The sequence below is a fragment of the Pontibacter korlensis genome, from assembly GCF_000973725.1.
GTDB classification, from domain to species: domain Bacteria; phylum Bacteroidota; class Bacteroidia; order Cytophagales; family Hymenobacteraceae; genus Pontibacter; species Pontibacter korlensis.
The window spans coordinates 1,144,531-1,164,304 of record NZ_CP009621.1 but is presented as its reverse complement, the minus strand read 5'-3'; the positions used below and the strand labels follow the sequence as shown (position 1 = coordinate 1,164,304).

General features: G+C 48.2%; 20 protein-coding genes and 1 pseudogene. 11 read left to right on the top strand and 10 right to left on the bottom strand.

Annotated features, from left to right (window positions below; translation table 11 throughout):
* Positions 1-52: 52 nt before the first annotated feature.
* Positions 53-619, top strand: a complete 567-nt coding sequence (locus PKOR_RS04790) for a DUF4142 domain-containing protein (protein WP_046309445.1) — start codon at positions 53-55, stop codon at positions 617-619.
* Between the two features lie 11 nt (positions 620-630).
* Here PKOR_RS04790 and PKOR_RS04785 read toward each other — a convergent pair whose 3' ends face one another.
* From PKOR_RS04785 to PKOR_RS04770, 4 genes are all read right to left on the bottom strand, one after another.
* Positions 631-1,302: a hypothetical protein gene (locus tag PKOR_RS04785; RefSeq protein ID WP_046309444.1), complete on the bottom strand. Its 672-nt coding sequence runs from the start codon at positions 1,300-1,302 to the stop codon at positions 631-633.
* Positions 1,303-1,410: 108 nt separating this feature from the next.
* Complete coding sequence (locus PKOR_RS04780) at positions 1,411-1,596, bottom strand: hypothetical protein (RefSeq protein ID WP_046309443.1); 186 nt, start codon at positions 1,594-1,596, stop codon at positions 1,411-1,413.
* A gap of 185 nt (positions 1,597-1,781) precedes the next feature.
* Positions 1,782-2,792, bottom strand: a complete 1,011-nt coding sequence (locus tag PKOR_RS04775) for a dipeptidase (RefSeq protein WP_046309442.1) — start codon at positions 2,790-2,792, stop codon at positions 1,782-1,784.
* Between the two features lie 127 nt (positions 2,793-2,919).
* On the bottom strand, positions 2,920-3,480 hold the full coding sequence (locus PKOR_RS04770) for a DUF4864 domain-containing protein (protein WP_046309441.1): 561 nt from the start codon (positions 3,478-3,480) through the stop codon (positions 2,920-2,922).
* 137 nt (positions 3,481-3,617) lie between these two features.
* On the opposite strand from PKOR_RS04770, the gene PKOR_RS04765 reads away from it, so the two are divergent.
* The 4 genes and pseudogenes from PKOR_RS04765 to PKOR_RS04750 all read left to right on the top strand — a co-directional run.
* Positions 3,618-4,412: a phosphatase PAP2 family protein gene (locus tag PKOR_RS04765; protein ID WP_052738720.1), complete on the top strand. Its 795-nt coding sequence runs from the start codon at positions 3,618-3,620 to the stop codon at positions 4,410-4,412.
* Between the two features lie 38 nt (positions 4,413-4,450).
* Positions 4,451-5,722 (top strand): zinc dependent phospholipase C family protein, encoded by a 1,272-nt coding sequence (locus tag PKOR_RS04760; protein WP_052739091.1) that lies wholly within the window; start codon positions 4,451-4,453, stop codon positions 5,720-5,722.
* 237 nt (positions 5,723-5,959) lie between these two features.
* A complete protein-coding gene (locus PKOR_RS04755; RefSeq protein WP_046309440.1) occupies positions 5,960-6,469 on the top strand; it encodes a hypothetical protein in 510 nt (169 codons plus the stop codon).
* Positions 6,470-6,555: 86 nt separating this feature from the next.
* Positions 6,556-8,079, top strand: a pseudogene (locus tag PKOR_RS04750) (IS1182 family transposase); the annotation flags it as partial.
* Positions 8,080-8,299: 220 nt separating this feature from the next.
* Here the strand turns inward: PKOR_RS04750 and msrA are convergent.
* Entirely contained in the window at positions 8,300-8,797 is a 498-nt protein-coding gene (gene msrA, locus PKOR_RS04745) for a peptide-methionine (S)-S-oxide reductase MsrA (RefSeq protein WP_046309439.1), read from the bottom strand.
* 87 nt (positions 8,798-8,884) lie between these two features.
* On the opposite strand from msrA, the gene PKOR_RS04740 reads away from it, so the two are divergent.
* On the top strand, positions 8,885-9,970 hold the full coding sequence (locus PKOR_RS04740) for a DUF3616 domain-containing protein (RefSeq protein WP_046309438.1): 1,086 nt from the start codon (positions 8,885-8,887) through the stop codon (positions 9,968-9,970).
* 72 nt (positions 9,971-10,042) lie between these two features.
* On the top strand, positions 10,043-10,501 hold the full coding sequence (locus PKOR_RS04735; RefSeq protein ID WP_046309437.1) for a hypothetical protein: 459 nt from the start codon (positions 10,043-10,045) through the stop codon (positions 10,499-10,501).
* Between the two features lie 68 nt (positions 10,502-10,569).
* On the opposite strand, the gene PKOR_RS25215 is transcribed toward PKOR_RS04735, so the two are convergent.
* The 3 genes from PKOR_RS25215 to PKOR_RS04720 form a co-directional block, all read right to left on the bottom strand.
* Positions 10,570-10,935: a hypothetical protein gene (locus tag PKOR_RS25215; protein WP_046309436.1), complete on the bottom strand. Its 366-nt coding sequence runs from the start codon at positions 10,933-10,935 to the stop codon at positions 10,570-10,572.
* An 83-nt stretch (positions 10,936-11,018) separates the two neighbouring features.
* Positions 11,019-12,539 (bottom strand): HTTM domain-containing protein, encoded by a 1,521-nt coding sequence (locus PKOR_RS04725; protein ID WP_046309435.1) that lies wholly within the window; start codon positions 12,537-12,539, stop codon positions 11,019-11,021.
* An 80-nt stretch (positions 12,540-12,619) separates the two neighbouring features.
* A complete protein-coding gene (locus PKOR_RS04720) occupies positions 12,620-13,105 on the bottom strand; it encodes a hypothetical protein (RefSeq protein ID WP_200897426.1) in 486 nt (161 codons plus the stop codon).
* Between the two features lie 340 nt (positions 13,106-13,445).
* Here PKOR_RS04720 and PKOR_RS04715 point away from each other — a divergent pair, with 340 nt between their 5' ends.
* Complete coding sequence (locus tag PKOR_RS04715) at positions 13,446-14,099, top strand: DsbA family protein (protein ID WP_046309434.1); 654 nt, start codon at positions 13,446-13,448, stop codon at positions 14,097-14,099.
* Position 14,100: 1 nt separating this feature from the next.
* Here the strand turns inward: PKOR_RS04715 and PKOR_RS04710 are convergent, their stop codons facing one another.
* Positions 14,101-14,508: a hypothetical protein gene (locus PKOR_RS04710; RefSeq protein WP_046309433.1), complete on the bottom strand. Its 408-nt coding sequence runs from the start codon at positions 14,506-14,508 to the stop codon at positions 14,101-14,103.
* 318 nt (positions 14,509-14,826) lie between these two features.
* Complete coding sequence (locus PKOR_RS04705; protein ID WP_235337248.1) at positions 14,827-15,147, bottom strand: hypothetical protein; 321 nt, start codon at positions 15,145-15,147, stop codon at positions 14,827-14,829.
* 61 nt (positions 15,148-15,208) lie between these two features.
* On the opposite strand from PKOR_RS04705, the gene carB reads away from it, so the two are divergent.
* The 3 genes from carB (at position 15,209) to PKOR_RS04690 (ending at position 19,752) form a co-directional block, all read left to right on the top strand.
* Positions 15,209-18,025, top strand: coding sequence for a carbamoyl-phosphate synthase large subunit (gene carB, locus PKOR_RS04700; RefSeq protein WP_046309432.1), 2,817 nt, complete (start codon positions 15,209-15,211; stop codon positions 18,023-18,025).
* Between the two features lie 242 nt (positions 18,026-18,267).
* Positions 18,268-19,197 carry a hypothetical protein gene (locus PKOR_RS04695; protein WP_046309431.1) on the top strand — a complete coding sequence of 310 codons (930 nt, stop codon included), beginning with the start codon at positions 18,268-18,270 and terminating at the stop codon, positions 19,195-19,197.
* Between the two features lie 276 nt (positions 19,198-19,473).
* Entirely contained in the window at positions 19,474-19,752 is a 279-nt protein-coding gene (locus tag PKOR_RS04690; protein WP_046309430.1) for a DUF4834 family protein, read from the top strand.
* Positions 19,753-19,774: the final 22 nt, after the last annotated feature.

The following is a 19,774-nucleotide window of genomic DNA, read 5'->3' as shown; positions in this document are numbered from 1 at the left end:
CTGCGGTATATAGTATAGAAGGCAAAGAATACCCTTACACGCACCTGATTATATGTTTATAGATAAAGTCCTTGCCACTACCCTTGGCGCTGTATTTCTTTTGGTGCTCGCCTGCGAAGGGCCTGCAACTGAGAAAAATGATGATAAAGACACTGCTGTTGTAAAAACTCTTAAACACGAACCCGCTTTCTGGGACTATGCTGCCAGCAGTAACATGCTGCAGATAGAAATAGCAAAAGTGGCCGCAGGAAAAGGAGCAACAGAGCAAACCAGAAGTATGGCCAGAGAAGCATTAGCTTACCACAAGCAGGCGCTGACCGAGCTGAAGAACTTGGCGCAGAAGCACAATAATATTCAATTACCCGATAAGTTGACAGGAGCCGATCTGGGACTGGTGGAGGAATTTAAACTACTGGAGGGAAAGGAACTGGATATTCGCTTCAGAGAATTTGTTCTGAGCACGCATAATGCGCAACTGAACCGTTACGCGGAGGCTCTTACCAAGGCTGAAGATCAAGGAACCCGTGACTGGCTTGCAGACATGAGGGTGCACCTGCAGGATGAGATCAGCAGAATCAATACGCCAGCTCCGGCTGAAATAGGTGAAGAGGATGCGTAATTAAAACAAGGTTAGCTCTTGTTACCGCCCCACAACTCAGAGGCTTTGCGCGCCATCCGGAAGAAGAGCTCTCGCTCTAAACCAGCTACCTGGCGTGCCTCACAATCAGAGTAACCATTTTCTACAGCATTCAGGTAGTCGTAGTATAACTGAGCTAACTCCAGCGAGTCATCTTCAAAGCATTCTGCAAGGCCTTCGGTAACTTGTTTCTCTGGCTCGAACACCTTTGACGGGTATAACCTGTCGAGTTGATAGATCAGGTACTTCTGGCGAGTCTTGTTAGACTTTCCTCCAAATAACTGCTCTATTGGCAGCTCCTCATCATTTTCATCAAATTCCTCCAGGTCATCTTCCAGCGCCAGTGGCTCATACACAATTATGTCATGGCCTGTCAACTCCAGGTACTCCTCAAATTTCTCTTTTACCGGGATAAGTGTTGGCGAGTCGTAAGGTTTGTCCAGGATCTCGGCCAGGTGTAAAGCAATCTCACGGCCCTTATCGCCCGCAGCAATCAGTATTTGGTTGAACTGGCAGAAGTCGCAGCCCAGGTACACAAATTTATACTCATCATCGAGCACAGTAAAGCACCAAAGTGTGATAAACTCGGTATCGTCTATGACCACCGTGTCGATGTATAGTTCGTTTATTTGTACGTAGCGTGGCGTGTATTCCTGAGCGTCCATGGCGTTACGGCTTTAAGGTTATGTTCGGCACAGTGAGGGTACTATTATTGCATATACGGGGATTCTGGTGACATGGCAAATAATATATATACAAATTTTGGCCGTTGCTTAGTCATCGTGCCTCCGCAGGTAGTAAATAATACCGCCTAATAATGTTACGCCAATACGAATTGCCCAGCTGCCGGTTTCTCCGAACTGACTTAACCAATTAAGTACCACTAAATTAGCTCCAGTAAAGCCAAGAATAAGAGACACAAGGCCGGCTAATAATAGAAACAGTCCAATAAATTTCATAGCTGTAAATTTTTTGCTTAACAGTGGTTGTAAAAATGGTAATGAGGGTGCACGAAAGCACAACTCTTATTAAATAGGCTTCTCTAAATATAGGAATTTTCTATTATAAAACCAGCTTTCTAAGAATATATTTAAAAGGCACAGTAGTCCCGGCAAAGCTCCTTTTTATGGAAACCCAGAAAGGCTTAGCTCCAGATCCGTTCTATAAAGCGATGGGCATTTTGATAGGCTATTTTCTGCAGTTGCTCATTTGAAAGCTGGCTTTGCAGCTGGTTCAGAATGTAAGTATAACTGTTGCCGGCATGCTCGTGCTCTTTGTAATAAAATGGATAGCGGCTTTGGTCTGTCTCATCAGCATAATAGAAGTAGTCGGCGCCGAAGCAGAGCGCATCCTCAGCACCTTTACCCAAGCCATACTGTATGTGGTGCAGCAGTGCATCAGGGTCTTCTGTATTCAGGAACTTGCGCAGGAAGTTCATACCGATAAGACCTTTGCGGTGGATAATTTCCTGTGTGAGCTCGTCGGGGAGGTTGCGCTCATGCTTCCACATTGGCCTGAAGTTAGAGTGGCTGGCAATAACGGGTATATCCAGTCTTTCCCTGTCTATGTGGTTCAGTATGTCGAAGGCTAGGGCATCGCTGGTGTGGGACATGTCTACGGCAATGCGTCTGCCATGCAGGTAATCAAGCAGCATTTTACCATCCATGGTAATGCCCCCGTTAGAAGAGTTGCCGCCGCCAAACCTGTTGGCAGTATGGTGTGTAAAGCTGATGTAAAGAATGCGCTCGCATACTTCTATCATTTTCTCCAGGCGCTTAAAGCCATTCTCTAAGGGTTCGTCCTCCTCACAGAAACCAGCTGCGTTCTCAATGGCAGCTACCATGCCCGTCTGGCCGGGCTGCTTTAAAGCCTGGTGTAACTGCTGCACGTTAGTAACTGCCGTCAGGCAATTGTCGCGGTCAGTCAGCTGTCGGAACATGTCGCGCTGTAACTCTGCATAGCGGGTGCTGCCAATACCTGTTGCCGAGTAGATTGCCATTACCTGTAGCTTCACGTTACCCTCTGTTAAGGCGGGTGCAGCACAGCCAATCTCCTCAATCTTATTCATGTCGGAGTTAGGAACATCTGTAAGGTACACCAGTAAATCGCAGTGCAGGTCAATAATAGGCAGGCGTGTAGCTGAGTTCAAGGTCATAGGGAAGTATAATTACAAGCCAAGATACGGCAAATAATTATATCAGGTCGTGCGCAGTAACGGCACAAAGTTGCTACTACACCCGCAAGGTGACAAAGCCATAGCGCTCTGATGCCACAACTCTACCCTACAGTCTGCTTGTCATAGGAGCTTCCTCCACGCGTGCAATTCCCTCCGTCATCCAGCAGTCTTTGTAAGTGCCTTTACGCTGCTTTGTAAGTATGAACATAAAGGCTTCCTGCTTCCCGTCTGCAGCTTCTATCAGCACCAGTTGATAAGCGTTTCTTCCGGATACTACCAGTTGTCCTGTTTTGTAACTTTTGAAGTTAAGAATTGTACGATATGCAGGTTCTCTCACCATTAGCCGGAAGTGATTCAGCGGTCCTAAATGCACCCGGTTAGTGGGTGATGAGAAGTTGAAAAGAGTAATTACACCACTATCGGCAGGGTCGTTCTGCTGTAGGGCGCTTAGCTGTATACTTATAACCTGGCGCGGCGAAAGCCCTTTGTCAGGCTTCATGTATGTCCATTTCGAGGTGTGTGTTGTATTTATCTCTCCCGAAGTATAGGAGGCATAATGATGTTCTTCAACTGTAGGCATAGCAGGAAACTGAACCCAGAACAACACCAGCAGCAACACACCGATGGCCAGCATTATTTTGTCAAATATGTTGTCTTGATTCTTCATGTAAATATGTACTTTATTTAGAGGCTGATAGTTGTGGATAGTCCTGATTTTGGGGTAGATGTGTGCCTTTATCCTGTCAATGCTGGAAAACAGAAAACAAAGGGTCCGGCCTGCGTATATCCTCATCAACCGATTCTATGAAAAGAAATATTCTAACTGATAAGGTAAGAACCGCAACTGCCTGGGTACTGCGCCAGCCAATTGTAGTGCGCCTGAAGCAGCGCTTTCCCAGGCTCACGGCCTTTGTAGCCGGGCGGTTTGATACAACCTATTTTATTGGCCTCCCCCTGACACTGATTGTATTTGCAGGACTGGTGAATATGGCGCTTCTCTCTAATTTGACAGAAAGTGTGATAGAGTCGGAGTGGATTGTAACCCTGGATAAAAAGTTTACCTCCGCGCTTTTTGATATGCGGTCCGACAGGTTGAGCCAAGCCTTATATACTATTACCTGGCTCGGTGATCAGCAGGCCGTGTTTGTAATAGGCGGAGTGGCAACCATTGCGTTCCTGCTACACAGGCATTGGGTGTCGCTGGTGGCCTTCTGGCTTGCTCTGGGTGGTGTGGGGCTATCAGTAAGGTTTGGTAAAACCATTATAAGCCGTAACAGGCCTGTAGCAGATGTAGCCTATTATGTAGCAGAGCATTTCTCCTTTCCGAGTGGCCACGCCACTACTGCCGTGGTATTATACGGTATGCTTTCATACTTGCTGTACCGGCGGCTTTCAGCGTTCTGGCAACGGGCGCTGTTGGTATGGGAAACCATCATAATGATTATGCTGGTGGGCTTCAGTCGTATTTATCTGGGGGTGCATTACCTGTCGGACGTATTGGCCGGGTTCCTGCTGGGAGCGCTGTGGCTATTAGTGGGGATAAGTATAGTAGAGGTTATGCTGTACCGTAAAATCAAGTATAACAGTTTGCATCAGTAGTGCTGTACCTTTTGGCTTCAACTGCGTACCAAGAGCTTATGAAAAACAGATTATATGGTACCCTGCTGTGCCTTAGTATGCTGGTGTTTTCCTTTTTATCAGCTACTCCTGCCATGGCTTATGGTGTGCTAACGCATCAGGCAGTAGTAGATGCTGTCTGGGAGACCAGCCTTAAGCCTCTCCTAATTTCGCGCTATCCTAATGCCTCTGCAGAAGATCTTAAAAAAGCACATGCCTATGCCTATGGAGGCTCTATAGTTCAGGACATGGGCTACTATCCTTTTGGCAATACCTTCTTCACCGACCTTACCCACTATGTGCGCAGCGGTGATTTTGTAGAAAGCCTGGTGCGCCATGCTGATACTGTAGAGGAACTAGGGTTTGCGCTAGGTGCCATGGCACATTTTAATGCAGATATTTACGGGCACCCTATCGGCACCAATAAGGCTGTTCCTATTGTGTATCCAGAAGTGGGGCAGGAGCATGGGCATGAAGTTACCTATGCCGACGATGCCATATCACATATAAAAACAGAATTTGGCTTTGACGTGCTGCAGGTAGCCCGAGGCAGCTACGCTTCTGAAGCCTACCAGGATTTTATAGGTTTCGAGGTGGCAAAAGAGCTATTGGAAGAGGCTTTTTTGGAAACCTATGGGTTAAAGCTACAGGATGTGTTTATCAATCTTCCGTTGGCTGTTGGCAGCTATCGCTATACTATCCGGGGGATATTTCCAGAGCTTACAAAGGCCGCTTGGCAGGCTAAAAAAAGCGAGATACAGGAGCAGAAGCCGGGAATTACCAGAAACCAATTCGTATACCGAATGAGCCGGTCCAGTTTTCATGAGCAGTGGGGGCGTGACTACGAGCGACCATCTTTCTTTGCCAGGGCTGTTGCTTATATCATCAAAGTCCTACCTAAAGTAGGTCCGTTACGGCCACTGGCATTTGTGCCACCGCCACCCAAGGCAGAGGAGCTGTACCTGGAGAGCTTTAATGTTACTGCAGATAAGTATAGCGCCATGCTGAAGCAGCTTAGTGACAAGCAGCCCTCCCTGCAGAACCTGCAGCTGGATACTGGCAAAGAAACGAAACATGGTACATATCCTTTAACCGATGAGACTTATGCGGAGCTTTTGAAGAGGTTGGCTAAATCAGAGTTTGAGAAGGCTAACCGTCCGCTGCAGCAAAACATCTTAAAGTTCTACAAAAATGTCCATGCACCTGGCCCAGAGGATAAAGAGGAGGAAAAAGAATGGGGGGAGATACAGGAAAATCTGGTGAAGCTACAGCAGCTTTATGCAGGCCAGTAAGCCGACTGATATAGTATGATTTTTGCACTTCCCCGTGTATGAGAAAAAATGATTGGTGAGTAGGTGCATTTACTTAGAGAAGACAGGTGCAACTCAAAAATATAGCCGTAAACGAAACTAAGCTTAGAGATAAACGATAAAATATATCTAAGGCCTTGGCAAATCCTCAGCCGAAAAGAGTTGGGTTTGCCTGGGTCAGAATTGTATCATAAAAACTAGACTCAAAAAGAAAGACACATGGAAACGAACAAGAATAACAGCACAACCTCACAAACTCAAGGTCAAGCAAAAACAAACTCTACACCTTCGAGTGGAACACAGAGCAGCACTAACATTGGCAACTCTTCATCATCAGGATCAAATAGCAGTTCTTCAGGCAACAGCAGCCAGAATATGCAGGGCCGTAGCAACACAGAGGCCACAACTGGCCAAGGTGGCATGAAAGGCATGCAGGATAAGCTGATGCAGTTTGGTAGCACTGCCGCTACCAAATTCACTAACATGACTACGAAGCAGAAAGCTGTGGTAGGAGGTGCCGTACTAGCACTTGGCGCAGGTTGGATGGCACTTAGCCAGAAAAATAAGAATAAGATCAAGGGTCAGGTTAGCTCGGCGGCTTCTACAGCCAGAGATGCAATGCAAGGCATCAACGCAAAGCAGCAGCAGGGCGCCTCAGGCAGCAGCACAGGCTCATCAAATACGAGCTCTAGCTCAGGCTCATCTAAAACAAACGCAAGAGTAAAATAAGCTGAACTGGCTAGTATAACGTAAAGGGGCTGTCCAAAAAGGGCGGCCCCTTTTTCATTTTCTCCTCTTTTGCTATTTTAGGGAGTATGAAAAGGCGCAACGTTGTTTTCAAGGAGCAGCCGGGCCACCAGGTGGTCCTGTTCCCCCAGCGCATCGGAGACCGCATCCCGGAAGACCACCCGGTGCGGCTCGTGGACCGGGTGGTGGACGAGCTCAACATCGACCGCATCCTGGCCACCTACAAGGGCGGGGGCACCAGCAGCTACCACCCCCGCATGCTGCTCAAGGTGCTCTTCTACGCCTACCTCAATAACATCTACTCCTGCCGCCGCATCGCCCGGGCATTGGAGGAGAACATCCACTTCATATGGCTCTCGGGCGGCAGCACCCCCGACTTCCGCACCATCAACGACTTCCGCTCCCGCCGCCTCAAGAACCAGATCCAGGACTTGTTTGCCGAGCTGGTGCGCCTCTTAAACCGCCTGGGCTACGTGAGCCTGGAGACCCAGTACGTGGACGGCACCAAGCTGGAGGCAGCAGCCAATCGCTATACTTTCGTGTGGCGGGGCTCAGTGGAGAAGAACAAGCAAAAGCTGGAGACAAAGATCAAGGCCGTGCTCTCGGACATCAAGCAGGCCATCAAAGAAGACAGGAAAGCGCCTCAGGAGCAGCCGCCCGAGAAGGTGGACGCCCAGCGCCTGAAAGAGGAGATCCGCCAGCTCAACGAGCGCGTGGCTGAGCTGGACAAGCAGGCCCGCAAGCAGGTGGCCAAACTGGAGAAAGAGCACCTGCCGCGACTACAAAAATACGAGGAGCAGCTAGAGAAGCTCGGTGAGAGGAACAGCTATAGCAAAACAGACGAGGATGCCACTTTCATGCGGATGAAAGAAGACCACATGAAGAACGGGCAATTGAAGCCCGCCTACAACGTGCAGATCAGCTCCGAGGGCCAGCTGATCACCAATTTCTCTTTGCACCAGCGCCCGGGCGACACGGCCACGCTGATCCCGCACCTGGAGCAGTTCCAGGCCCATTACCAGCGGCAGTCAAAAGAAGTGGTGGCCGACGCCGGCTACGGCTCGGAGCAGAACTACGCCTGGCTCGAAGAGCACCAGGTAGAGGCCTACGTCAAGTACAGCTACTTCCATCAAGAGCAGAAGCGCAAGTTCAAGAACGACATCTTCCACGCCCAGCACCTGTACTACAATGAGCAGCAGGACTTCTTCGTCTGCCCCATGGGCCAGCGCCTGGAGCGGGTGGGCCAGTACACCCGTACTTCTGAGTTAGGTCATGTCTCCTCTGTCACCCGCTATGCTGCCCGCCGGTGTGAGGGCTGCCCGCTGCGGGGGCAGTGCTTCAAGGGCAGGGGCAACCGCATGATCGAGGTCAACCACCGCCTGCGCCAGTTAAAGGCCCGGGCACGGGAGCGGCTCTTGAGTGAGGAGGGAATCCGCCACCGCAAGCGAAGGGCCATTGAGCCCGAGGCTGTGTTCGGGCAGGTGAAGAGCAACAACCGCTTCACCCGCTTTAGATTGAGAACACTTGCCAAAGCCGAGGTGGACTTTGGCCTGGCGGCCATGGCCCACAACCTGCGCAAAATAGCCCGCAAGGGAGTGAAAGCCTTCCGGCAGGCCCTGGAGAGGGGCACCTCCGGTCTTTCCCAGCAGCTAAAACAGCCAACTGCGGCTCATACCGGCCTGCTGGACCAGCTGACTACCATTTTCAGCCCGAGAAGAGCCGTTTTCCAGCTGGCCGCCTAAAAAACAAAATCAACCGGATAAACCAAAAGAGGCTGCCCTTTCCGGACAGCCTCTTTTGTTTGTTGTGGGCTTAGATGCGACATGTGGCCATACCTCGTTTGATCAGGTACTGCTGGTGATACTCCTCGGCGCGGTAAAACGTATCAGCAGGTACTATTTCTGTTACAATTAGTCGGCCGCTAAACTCAGGAGATTGCTGCCAGTTCTCTTTGGTGGTCTCAGCCATCAGGCGCTGCGATTCGTTGTGGTAGAAAATTACGGAGCGGTATTGGGAGCCAACATCTGGCCCCTGCCTATGGAATTGTGTAGGGTCGTGTGCTTGCCAAAATACCTGCAGCAACTGGTCGTAAGTTACCAGGTTGGGGTTAAAAGTTACCTGCACTACCTCTGCATGGCCTGTGCGGTCTGAGCATACATCCTGGTAGCTTGGGTTTTCGGTGTGCCCTCCCATATAACCCACTGTTGTGTCTACCACACCGGGAGTGTTTCTGAACGTCACTTCTATGCCCCAAAAGCAGCCAGCTCCAAAAGTGGCTTTCTCCAATTGTTCACTTTCTGTCGATTCCATATCTGTAAATGCGTTATCTATCATCAGAGCGTTACCAAGAGGGGCGGGAGTTCGTAAACCGCCTTATCCATACTTTAAAACTGCAGAATGAAAAAGAAGGTTATACTACAGTTCAATCCGAAACTCAGCCTTAATCCCGAAGGGAAACATGTGCGTGATGGGCTTTCAACAGCCTTGCTTACCGGTAACAATCTCTGGATCAGTTGCGACGAGAGAACATACATTGAGCGGCTCACGCAGCAACCTGATGGCTCTTATGCAGATCATAAGTCCTACAATTTAGAAGATTTTTTGAACCTGCCAGTTAAAGGAGCCAGCGAGATTGACATAGAGGGTATGGGGATAGCTGATAATTACCTCTGGATTATGGGGTCGCATAGTTTAAAGCGGGCTAAACCCAAACGCCACCAATCTATACAGAAGCAGGTGCAGAAACTGGCTACGGTAAAGAACGACCCTAACCGCTACCTATTGGCACGCATCCCTATTTTGCAGGATGCTGAAACAGGTGAATACACGTTGCACCGGGAGGCGGAAGATCCTAATCAGCCGGGGCATCTGCTACGGGCTGCCCAATTCCGTGGCGACACACAGAGTAGTGTACTAACAGAAGTGCTGCAACATGATGAACATATCGCACCATTTATGGGCATACCAGGTAAAGACAATGGCTTTGACGTAGAGGGGCTGGCTATCTATGGCAAACGGATTTTTATTGGGTTGCGGGGACCTGTGCTGCGAGGCTGGGCAATTGTGCTGGAAATAGAAGCTGAGGAGGATGAGGAAGGTAAGCTGGACCTGAAGGAGTTGGAGAATGGCAAGGTCTATAAGAAACACTTCCTGAACCTGCGTGGGAAAGGCATCCGTGAGCTTAGGTTCTTTGGCCGTGACATATACTTGCTTGCTGGCCCTACCATGGATCTTGATGGTGTGATAGCTATCTACCGTTGGCCGAATGCGGTGGGGCAGGAAGAGCAGGTGCTCCATCACAATGAGCTGGAACGCCTGCTGGAGGTGCCGCATGGTACTGGGGAAGATACAGGAAAAGACAAAGCTGAGGGTTTAGCCGTACTAGACGAGCACCATGTGCTGGTGGTTTTTGATAGCCCTACTGATGAGCGTAAGACTGGAGAGGAGGCGGTTTGGGCTGATGTGCTGCGTGTAGTGCCGTAACTGTAACCTTCTTTGCCAGAACACCTATACTTGTTAAACAGCTTTATGCTGCTAAACTAAACAGATAAAACTATGAACAATGTAATAAAAGCAGTGGCAGGTGGCTTTGTTGGTGCTTGTGTCGTTACGCTTGTACACGAAACAGTTCGCCGGTTTGTGCCAGATGCTCCGCGCATGGATGTGTTGGGCATGCGCTCTATCTCAAAGCTAATGAAAAAAGGAGGTGCGCAGCCGCCACAGGACGATGATAAACTACACACCTGGGCGTTGGTTGGCGACATCATTTCTAACTCATTATACTATAGCATGGCAGGCTCTGGCAAGAGTGCGCTGTGGCGCGGGTCTATACTTGGGGCAGCTGCAGGAGCAGGCGCCGTTCTGTTGCCGGGCCCGATGGGTTTAGGCGAGAAACCAAGCAACCGAACTCCTAAAACTCAGGCAATGGCTATTGGTTACTACCTCCTGGGAGGTATGGTGGCAGCCGCCGTAGGCTACGCGCTTAGTGGAGACGAAGAGGAGGGGCAGGGCTAACCTGAGTAAAAACACAAAAGGCAGATACCAACTGATATCTGCCTTTTGTGTTTTTATTGGTAAGACTATTAGTGTCCGCCTGTAGTGGTGCCGCTACCACCGCCAGTTGTACTACCTCCTGTGGTGCTACCACCAGTTGTAGTGCCTGTAGTAGTACCCGTAGTGCCTGTTGTAGTACCCGTAGTGCCTGTTGTACCGCCAGTTGTTGTGCCTGTAGTACCAGTAGTGCCACCAGTAGTTGTAGTGCCCATAGTGCCTGCTGTATCTGTAGGAGTTTGAGTTCCGCTGTTCATATCACCTTCAGTCATGTCACCACCTTGTTCGGTAGTAGACTCGGATTCAACGCCAGTTGTGCTGTCGGATCCGCAGCTGGTAAGAGCAGTTGCTGCCAGCAGTGAGCCAGCAAACAGAAATGAATAATATGCTCGTTTCATAGCTTTTCGTATTAAGTTGTTAATGTAATAATTTGGTTCAGAGTTACTTTTACGATAAAAGTACAAAATTGATTAGCTTTTAATTACTCAGGTAAATTTGCACAAGTACAGAGTACCTCCCGTGTAGGTACCGCCAACTCATAGTTTGGCAACGAGGGTTCTTTCATATAGATAACTTCCAGCTGTTTGATAGGCTGGTGCGGGTGATCTTCGTTCCAACGGCGCACCAGATAATTGCAGTAGTACGGGCGCATGTAGGCGTTGTGGATGAAAAGGTAGTTCTCAGAATACTTACGCCAGCGGTCGTTCTTAAACAGTGATACGACAGATGCAGGTTTGCTGTAGTTTACCTCCTTGCCCTGCTGGTTCAGGTCTATGTTTACGCCATTGGCAGTATAGCCTTCCAATACATACCAGCCGTCATCCTTGAATACCACAGGAGAAAACATGCCCCAGTGCTGGTCCAGGCGCAGGAGGTAGCCAAACCAACGGCTCTGGTCGGGTAGTTTGTGGATAGAGAGGTTGGTGCCACTCAGGTTCCACCAGATGCAGTAGAACAAAGCAACAGCCACAAAACCGTTACGCATAGGAGACAGCAGGTGCTTCGGGAACAGCGGCTTTTGCCACTTCGTCTGCACCAGTATACTTACGGGAGTCTCAAACCGGCTGAAAACATGCTTAAACTGCCCCAGGTGCGGCTTGCGGAAAGAGCCCAGCAGACGCCGGTCGATCCAGTTCATGGCTGGTGTTGGCAGTAAACCGGCCACGGAGGCAATGTTGATCAGGTAGAAAAGTCCCACAAATAAGGTAAGACTTATGCCGATATGGAAGCCTACCAGCACCAGCACCACTACCATCCTGAAGAAATTGTTGAAAAACGGAATGAGCAGCAGGAAGGGCAGCAGTAGCTCTGTGTAGTAAGCTGCCAGGGTGAGCACACGCAGCAGCTCCGGGTAAGGATAAATTAGACGGCCTACAGGCATCAGGATCTGATCCAGGCTGAGGGCATAGTATAAGGCAGTGCCTTCTGTGTGCCACTCCGGGGAGTCTTTTAGTAAGGCGGTGCAAAAGTATACCAGCCCTACCTGCAGAACATAGGCCATAGTGGCGGTGCTGAAGTGATTAGTCTGCTGGTGAACAATGCCCTGTTTCCGGGCCTGCACGGCATCTGCGGAGTAGAACCTGCCCCACGGCAGAAAAATACCCCAGAACAGCAGCATTCGAAGCAAGTCGTCGCCGCCCTGTGCTATAAGCGGGTTACGGTTTTGCAAAGATAGGAGCAGTAGCCACGTGGCTATGGTGGAGATACGTGTTTTGTACCCCAATAGCATGCAGAAGGCAAATATGGCAGCTACTATAAACAGCACTAGTTGAAATTGCCAGAGCCCGCTGAGTGCATGCAGGGAAAAGAACTGGGGCAGCCAAACGTGGCGGTGTAGTACGTGGAGCGGAAGGACTCCCAGGTTGGAGTAATGGGCTTCTATGTCGGTGGCCCTGATGGCCAGGTCAATGAGCACAATACCTGCCAACCAAATACGCATGACGGCCAGTGCCCGTAGGTCTACGGTAAAGACTTTGCGTAAGTATAACTCCAGGTACTTCATCTTACACTATTGTTATTAAAAAGAAAGGCAAAAACCGTATGGTGTCTGCCTTTCTTAATATCTGTTATTCTATTACTCAATTACATAGTAGTAGAGCCAGTGGTTGTGCCAGTAGTTGTACCGGAAGTAGTGCCAGTGGTTGTGCCAGTAGTTGTACCGGAAGTAGTGCCAGTGGTTGTGCCAGTAGTTGTACCGGAAGTAGTGCCAGTGGTTGTGCCAGTAGTTGTGCCAGTAGTTGTACCGGTAGTTGTACCAGTTGTAGTACCGGTAGTTGTACCAGTTGTAGTACCGGTAGTTGTACCAGTTGTAGTGCCGGTAGTTGTACCAGTGGTTGTGCCAGTAGTCGTACCAGTGGTCATGCCCGTTGTTGTTCCGGAGGTTGTGCCAGTTGTTGTTCCGGAGGTTGTGCCAGTTGTAGTACCTGTGGTTGTACCAGTTGTCGTACCATAATCTCCGTCATCCATTCCTTCACTGCCAGTTGTAGTGCCGTCCGAAGTTGTGCAACTAAAAGTAAGGGCGGCTATTGCAAAGGCTGTTGAGCAGAAGGTGATTAAGTTCTTTTTCATAGCTTTCTGTGTTTGTTTTTACATTAAGTTTTTAATTCTAACTTCTGATTCTACGCAGTATCAAAGAAAAGGTATAACTTAATTGTACAGCTTCAAGTGCTAAGCGCAAAGGAAACGCTTACAGCCTTGGTGTTTTTACTAATATAGTAGAGAGTTCGTCGGTAACTATTATCCAATTGCTCATTGTGCTTCTCAAAAAGAGATCCATGCTCTCCTGCGGTACCGAAAGCTTAATCGTTATTTGCCTCTACTCCTAACAAACTTGTGTTCACCTCTGAGGCTGATTAGCAAAACTTTTCTGCAGCCACTCAGTTCAAAAAGGACAAAAGCAGATTAATAAATGGAAAAGCAAAAGATATATTATGTACAGGATGCCTTATGCGGCTGGTGCTATGGCATGAGTCCTGTAATAGCACGCTTGTTTGAGGAAAAAAGCGAGGAGTTTGATTTTGAAGTGCTCAGCGGCGGTATGATACGGGGCAGCAACGTTAGGCCCATCAGCGGCATGGCTGATTATATACGGCAGGTTGAGCCCAGGCTAAAAGAGATTACAGGTGTTAAGCTAACAGATATCTACCATCGCGCAATCTTGGATGAGGGTACTTATATTACAAATTCAGAGCCGCCTGCTGTGGCCATGGCTATCTTAAAAGAGCAGTTTCCGGAGCAACAGGTACCACTAGCGTCGGCTATTCAGAGGCAGCACTTTGTAGAGGGGAAAGATATGAATGAGGTAGAAACCTACATGTCGCTAGTTCGGGCGTTTAATGCCGATGAAGAAGATTTTAAGAGAAAGTTCAACGACGATACATACCTGGAGAAAGCTCGGCAAGAATTTAAGCTGGTAGAGGAGTGGGGAATAAATGGTTTTCCGGCTATGGTTTGCCAGGCTGGGGAAAAGCTATATTTAGTAGCGCGAGGCTATCAGCCATATGAGCAGTTAATAGCTACTTTAGATCAGGTACGACAGGAGGAAGGCGCATCCGGAAAGTAGTTTATACTTCATCTTCCTCTAACACCCATCTGTAAGCAGATGTAAGGTCTTGAAAGACTTTTATCTTAAAAGGGAAAGGAAGCTGCTTTTCCCTTTCTATAAGCTGCTGAATCTGCTTCTCAGCTACAGGGTCGAAAGAGTTGATAAAAGCATAGCGCTTAAGTGGAAGCTTACAAAAGTCTTCTAAATACTCATCCAGCGTCCACTCGAGATCTTCTAGAGAAATAGACGGCAGCATTCGGCGGTCTGAAATGGCGTAGGGTACATTATTGGAACGCACAAAGTTTAAGAATGTGTAGAGTGCCTCACGGTATTCCTCGCTGCTACATGCCCCATACCATTGGCTGACAATGACGTTGTGGGGCTGATAGTATTCTACATGGTGGTAAGGGGTAGAAGATAGAACCATAAGCAGCTGGTAAGGGTCCGATATTGTTCTATAATGTTAAGCATTAATAGGTAAAAAACAAAAATATGTCTATATTAATTATTTAATTGAAAATATGAAATAGGTAATATTTTTGCTGCCAGATTACAAAAAGTTAGATTTTGTAAAAATTAGAGCCTCTGCAGCCATTTAATGTTACTACAGAGGCTTCGTGTTTGAACAATTTTCATGCAGCAAACATCTTAAACCACCCGTAATAAAATGCTGCTACAGAGGTGTGGCTGTTATTCGGGTAGGGTGATGCTGATGTATAAGCATCTGGTTTTAGTGCAGCAAACCTTATTTAGTACGCAAGGTGTTAGCGTTGCTGCCGTCGAGCTCTCTGGTGTCATCTTCGTTTTTTGCTGCAGCGTTGCCGCCTGCCTCTTTTCCTTCGAAACCTGTCTCCAGAATATCGGTCTCTTTTTTCTTTGTGCCAGTTAGTGGCTCCGGGTTCTCATCAGGCAAGCGTTTGCTCTCGTCAGCGTTAGTAATTATATCTTTCTCGTTTGGTGTTTCCATGGTTTTCAGCGTTAGGTTAAAGTACTCTTTATACTTACGTAAGGTCTGTATACTTTGTGTTTGAGGTGCAAAAGGGGAGAAATATACAGGGTCAGGCAATTTTCCTTTGCGAGGCTTAACATTTTGCTGTAACTTTGGGCAATTTATACATACCAACCCAATGCCTAAAGACACTTCAATTAAATCTGTTCTCATTATTGGTTCTGGTCCTATTGTCATCGGCCAGGCATGTGAATTCGACTATTCTGGCTCCCAAGCCGCCCGCTCCCTAAGGGAGGAGGGAATAGAGGTTACACTGATTAACTCGAACCCTGCCACGATTATGACCGATCCGGTTACGGCAGATAATGTGTACCTCAGGCCACTGGAGAAGAAGTACATTGTTGAAATTCTAGAAAAGCATAAAATAGATGCTGTACTGCCAACCATGGGTGGGCAAACAGCTCTGAACCTGGCTATCGAGTGCGATAAAGCCGGTATCTGGAAGAAGTATGATGTACGCATCATTGGAGTGGATATAAAAGCCATCGAGACAACAGAAGACCGGGAGCAGTTCCGTCTGAAGATGCTTGAGCTTGGCGTAAATGTTTGTAAGGGAGAAACAGCTACCTCCTTCCTCGAGGGAAAAGAGATAGCGCAGGAAATCGGTTTTCCGTTGGTGATTCGCCCTTCGTTTACCCTTGGTGGTACGGGGGGCGGTTTTGTTAATAGCCCTGACGAATTTGATGCAGCCCTTACACGTGGTCTGCATGCATCGCCAACACACGAGGTACTGATCGAGCAAAGTATCCTTGGCTGGAAAGAGTATGAGCTGGAGCTGCTGCGTGATAACCTTGGCAACGTAATTATTATCTGCTCTATCGAGAACTTCGACCCAATGGGAGTGCATACCGGAGACTCCATTACCGTGGCTCCGGCCATGACGCTTCCTGACACGGTTTATCAGGAAATGCGTGACCTGGCTATCAAGATGATGAATGGTATCGGGCAGTTTGCAGGTGGCTGTAACGTGCAATTCTCCGTTAACCCGGACGACGACACCATCATCGGCATCGAGATAAACCCACGTGTGTCGCGTTCTTCGGCACTGGCTTCTAAGGCTACTGGTTATCCTATCGCAAAGATTGCAGCCAAGCTTGCCATAGGCTATAACCTGGATGAGCTGAAAAACGCCATCACGAAAACAACATCTGCTTTCTTTGAGCCAGCTCTGGATTATGTGATCGTGAAGATCCCTCGCTGGAACTTCGATAAATTCCCGGGTGTGAACCGTACGCTTGGCCTGCAGATGAAATCTGTAGGTGAGGTAATGGGTATCGGCCGTACCTTCCAGGAAGCCCTTCAGAAGGCCTGCCAAAGCTTGGAGATCAAGCGTAATGGTATCGGTGCCGACGGCAAGGAGATGACAGATTACGACAAGCTGACTCATAGCCTGGCTAATCCTAGCTGGAACCGCCTGTTCAGCATTAAAGATGCAATGCGCATTGGTATCCCAACCAGCACTATCCAGAAACTGACCAAGATTGACCCATGGTTCCTGGCGCAGATCGAGGAGCTGGATATGATGGAGAAGGAGATTGAGAAGTATACACTGGCTACCATCCCTACAGATCTGCTGCGTGAGGCAAAGATTAAAGGATATGCTGATCGCCAGATCGCTCACCTGCTGCGCTGCAAAGAGAGTGAAGTACACAGCGTGCGCACAGAGCTTGGCATTAAGCGTGTGTTTAAGATGGTGGATACCTGTGCTGCAGAGTTCGAGGCTAATACCCCTTACTACTACAGTACATTTGAAGGCGAGAACGAAAGTATCGTTACAGAGGGTAAAAAGAAAGTAGTGGTGCTTGGCTCAGGCCCAAATCGCATTGGCCAGGGTATTGAGTTTGACTACAGCTGCGTGCATGGGGTATTGGCTGCCAGAGAGTGTGGTTACGAGACCATCATGATCAACTGTAACCCTGAAACGGTAAGTACGGACTTCGATATCTCGGACAAGCTGTACTTTGAACCAGTATTCTGGGAGCATATTTATGATATCATTCTGCACGAAAAGCCAGAGGGTGTGATTGTGCAGTTGGGCGGACAGACAGCCCTGAAGCTGGCTGAAAAGCTGGATCGTTACGGCATCAAAATCTTTGGTACCAGCTACCAGGCACTTGACTTGGCTGAGGACCGTGGTTCCTTCTCTTCATTGCTGCGCGACCTGAGCATACCTTATCCACCGTTTGCTGTTATTGAGACGGCAGAGGAGGCGCTGGAGCTGAGCAAAGAGCTGAAGTTCCCGCTGTTGGTACGCCCAAGCTACGTACTTGGTGGCCAGAACATGAAGATCGTGATCAACGAGAAAGAGCTGGAGGCCCATGTGATCGACTTGCTGAAAGATCATCCTGGAAACAAAGTACTGCTCGACCACTTCCTAGACAACGCTATTGAGGCCGAGGCCGATGCAATTTGCGACGGTGAAGATGTGCATATCTGCGGTATCATGGAGCATATAGAGCCAGCAGGTATCCACTCCGGCGACTCTTACGCAGTGCTGCCTCCTTTCGACTTGAGTGAGAATGTTATCCGCCAGATTGAGGAGCATACCAAGAAAATCGCGGTAGCTCTGCAGACTGTTGGTGTAATCAACATACAGTTCGCAATTAAAAACGAGAAGGTATACATCATTGAGGCTAACCCTCGTGCATCCCGTACTTTCCCGTTCATCGCCAAAGCTTACCGGGAGCCATACATTAACTATGCTACCCAAATTATGCTAGGTCAGAAGAAGGTGAAGGACTTCGAGTTTAATCCTTACAAGCATGGTTATGCCATCAAGGTGCCTGTGTTCTCTTACAACAAGTTCCCGGAAGTGAACAAGGAGCTGGGCCCTGAGATGAAGTCTACCGGTGAGGCTATCTATTTCATTGATGACCTAGATGATGATTACTTCACAAAAGTATATTCTGAGCGTAACTTATACCTGAGTAAATAAAAGCTCACTCCATACATGTTTAAGAAAGCGCCTTCCATTACGAGGGCGCTTTTATTTTATATCGGTTTCCGAATATTTTGTTGACGTATTGTAAATGAGCTTGCCGTTTCTGTAGCTTTGTGTAAGAAGGAACGGCGATTTGCAAAGTATAGTTTCTCTGTACAGGCAGTCTCCCCCGCTACACCAAAAATCAGCGGGTTTCTATCTCTCAAAACCATAAGGAACATTTTTACAGGAAACGGATGCGCTTTTCTACAGCTTTAGTGCACAAGGCATGTATGCTTGTGCTGTTGTTGGTGTCAGTGGTGAGCTGTACAGCCCCACGCGCAGTAATTAACTCTGGCAAAGTTACGGCCACAGGCAAGTTTAAAGTAGGACTGAACTTTGGCGGCAACATTGCTACAGAGCCAATTGGCCAGCTCGACGATATTGGTAAAGCGGCTGTGGACGCCATTGCTAAGAGAGATTCTGTATACTATGATGATGAAGTAGAGGCTGCCACAAAAGCTATGCTGGCATACTCCCTAGATCCGGTGGGGCCAACCTTTGACTTTTACATTCGCTATGGTATAGCCAGGCGTGTGGACGTAGGATACAAGTATGCTTCGGGTGTACACGTTTTTGATACGCAGTACCAGTTCTTAGGCCCGACAGGCACGCCAGATAATCCTGGTATCGGTGCTGAAGCCGGGGAGTGGTATGGTAGTGTAGGCTTACAGTACGCGGGGCAAAGTTCTGAGTGGATTGATAAGTTGTTTCTGGACAAGCTGCAGCCATTACTCCAGTTTACTGCAAAACGCCGTGATGTAACAGTGCCGATCATTTTTAGTAAATCGTTTGGAGTGGAAGAGGAGAAAGGCAGCGTTGCGTTCGGAGCGGTATACAATTACACCTCCGTGAAGTATGGCTTTGAGCCAGGCAGGCTTTTCCAGAAGTATGGGACCGAGGTTGAGAAAGTAAATCCGCTAATGGAGAAGAACAGCTTTGGGTCTTTTGGTCTGTTCGTCAATGCAAAGCTAGGCTTTAAGTACATTTACATCTTGCCGGCCATCACCATGTACTATCAAAACTACGGTAGTTATAAGCTACTAAACAGCAGCTCTTACAGCTTTTCCGGTTTTACCTTTATACCTTCTATTGGTTTGCAGGCCAGCTTTGGAAAGGGGAAATAGTATAGAGCCCTTAGCGGCAGGTAAAGCAAAAGGGGCATATGTACAGCATGTGCCCCTTTTGCTTTTTGCTCTCTATCGTTAAAAGTACAGGTGTAAGGTATGAACCAGCTTGCCGCACCGGAACTAAGCTACACAAACCTGCATTTCAGAACTATACTCCTTATCTTTGCTGCACATACGCCAAAAAGTCAGATAACAAAAGCCTGGCAAAGGAGTTGTATAGAAGTATAGGTACTGTTTTTGCAGTATGCATTACCCAAAAGAGAAAGCATCACGATGATCAAGTTCATATTCACTACATTGCTCATAATTTTCTTCATTCGAATGGTTGCACCTGCATTGCTTAGGTGGCTGTTGGGGATGTTTATCAAGAAGAAAATGCGCAATGGCACCTTCTTTTATTCTAACATGCATCAGCAAGGCCAGGCACAGCAGCATAGGCAAAATGAAAATGGCCGTGCCAAAGGCAATGTTAAGATAGACTATATTCCGGAGCAGCCAGAGCGCAAGACTTTCAATGGCGGGGAGTATGTGGATTATGAAGAAGTGAAATAAAACTCCTATCTTTCAAACTCTA

Bases quoted from the DNA above. Each gene is read 5' to 3' on its own strand.
- PKOR_RS04790 (WP_046309445.1), top strand. From the start codon at position 53: ATGTTTATAGATAAAGTCCTTGCCACTACCCTTGGCGCTGTATTTCTT.
- PKOR_RS04785 (WP_046309444.1), bottom strand. From the start codon at position 1,302: ATGGACGCTCAGGAATACACGCCACGCTACGTACAAATAAACGAACTA.
- PKOR_RS04780 (WP_046309443.1), bottom strand. From the start codon at position 1,596: ATGAAATTTATTGGACTGTTTCTATTATTAGCCGGCCTTGTGTCTCTT.
- PKOR_RS04775 (WP_046309442.1), bottom strand. From the start codon at position 2,792: ATGACCTTGAACTCAGCTACACGCCTGCCTATTATTGACCTGCACTGC.
- PKOR_RS04770 (WP_046309441.1), bottom strand. From the start codon at position 3,480: ATGAAGAATCAAGACAACATATTTGACAAAATAATGCTGGCCATCGGT.
- PKOR_RS04765 (WP_052738720.1), top strand. From the start codon at position 3,618: ATGAAAAGAAATATTCTAACTGATAAGGTAAGAACCGCAACTGCCTGG.
- PKOR_RS04760 (WP_052739091.1), top strand. From the start codon at position 4,451: ATGAAAAACAGATTATATGGTACCCTGCTGTGCCTTAGTATGCTGGTG.
- PKOR_RS04755 (WP_046309440.1), top strand. From the start codon at position 5,960: ATGGAAACGAACAAGAATAACAGCACAACCTCACAAACTCAAGGTCAA.
- msrA (WP_046309439.1), bottom strand. From the start codon at position 8,797: ATGGAATCGACAGAAAGTGAACAATTGGAGAAAGCCACTTTTGGAGCT.
- PKOR_RS04740 (WP_046309438.1), top strand. From the start codon at position 8,885: ATGAAAAAGAAGGTTATACTACAGTTCAATCCGAAACTCAGCCTTAAT.
- PKOR_RS04735 (WP_046309437.1), top strand. From the start codon at position 10,043: ATGAACAATGTAATAAAAGCAGTGGCAGGTGGCTTTGTTGGTGCTTGT.
- PKOR_RS25215 (WP_046309436.1), bottom strand. From the start codon at position 10,935: ATGAAACGAGCATATTATTCATTTCTGTTTGCTGGCTCACTGCTGGCA.
- PKOR_RS04725 (WP_046309435.1), bottom strand. From the start codon at position 12,539: ATGAAGTACCTGGAGTTATACTTACGCAAAGTCTTTACCGTAGACCTA.
- PKOR_RS04720 (WP_200897426.1), bottom strand. From the start codon at position 13,105: ATGAAAAAGAACTTAATCACCTTCTGCTCAACAGCCTTTGCAATAGCC.
- PKOR_RS04715 (WP_046309434.1), top strand. From the start codon at position 13,446: ATGGAAAAGCAAAAGATATATTATGTACAGGATGCCTTATGCGGCTGG.
- PKOR_RS04710 (WP_046309433.1), bottom strand. From the start codon at position 14,508: ATGGTTCTATCTTCTACCCCTTACCACCATGTAGAATACTATCAGCCC.
- carB (WP_046309432.1), top strand. From the start codon at position 15,209: ATGCCTAAAGACACTTCAATTAAATCTGTTCTCATTATTGGTTCTGGT.
- PKOR_RS04695 (WP_046309431.1), top strand. From the start codon at position 18,268: ATGCGCTTTTCTACAGCTTTAGTGCACAAGGCATGTATGCTTGTGCTG.
- PKOR_RS04690 (WP_046309430.1), top strand. From the start codon at position 19,474: ATGATCAAGTTCATATTCACTACATTGCTCATAATTTTCTTCATTCGA.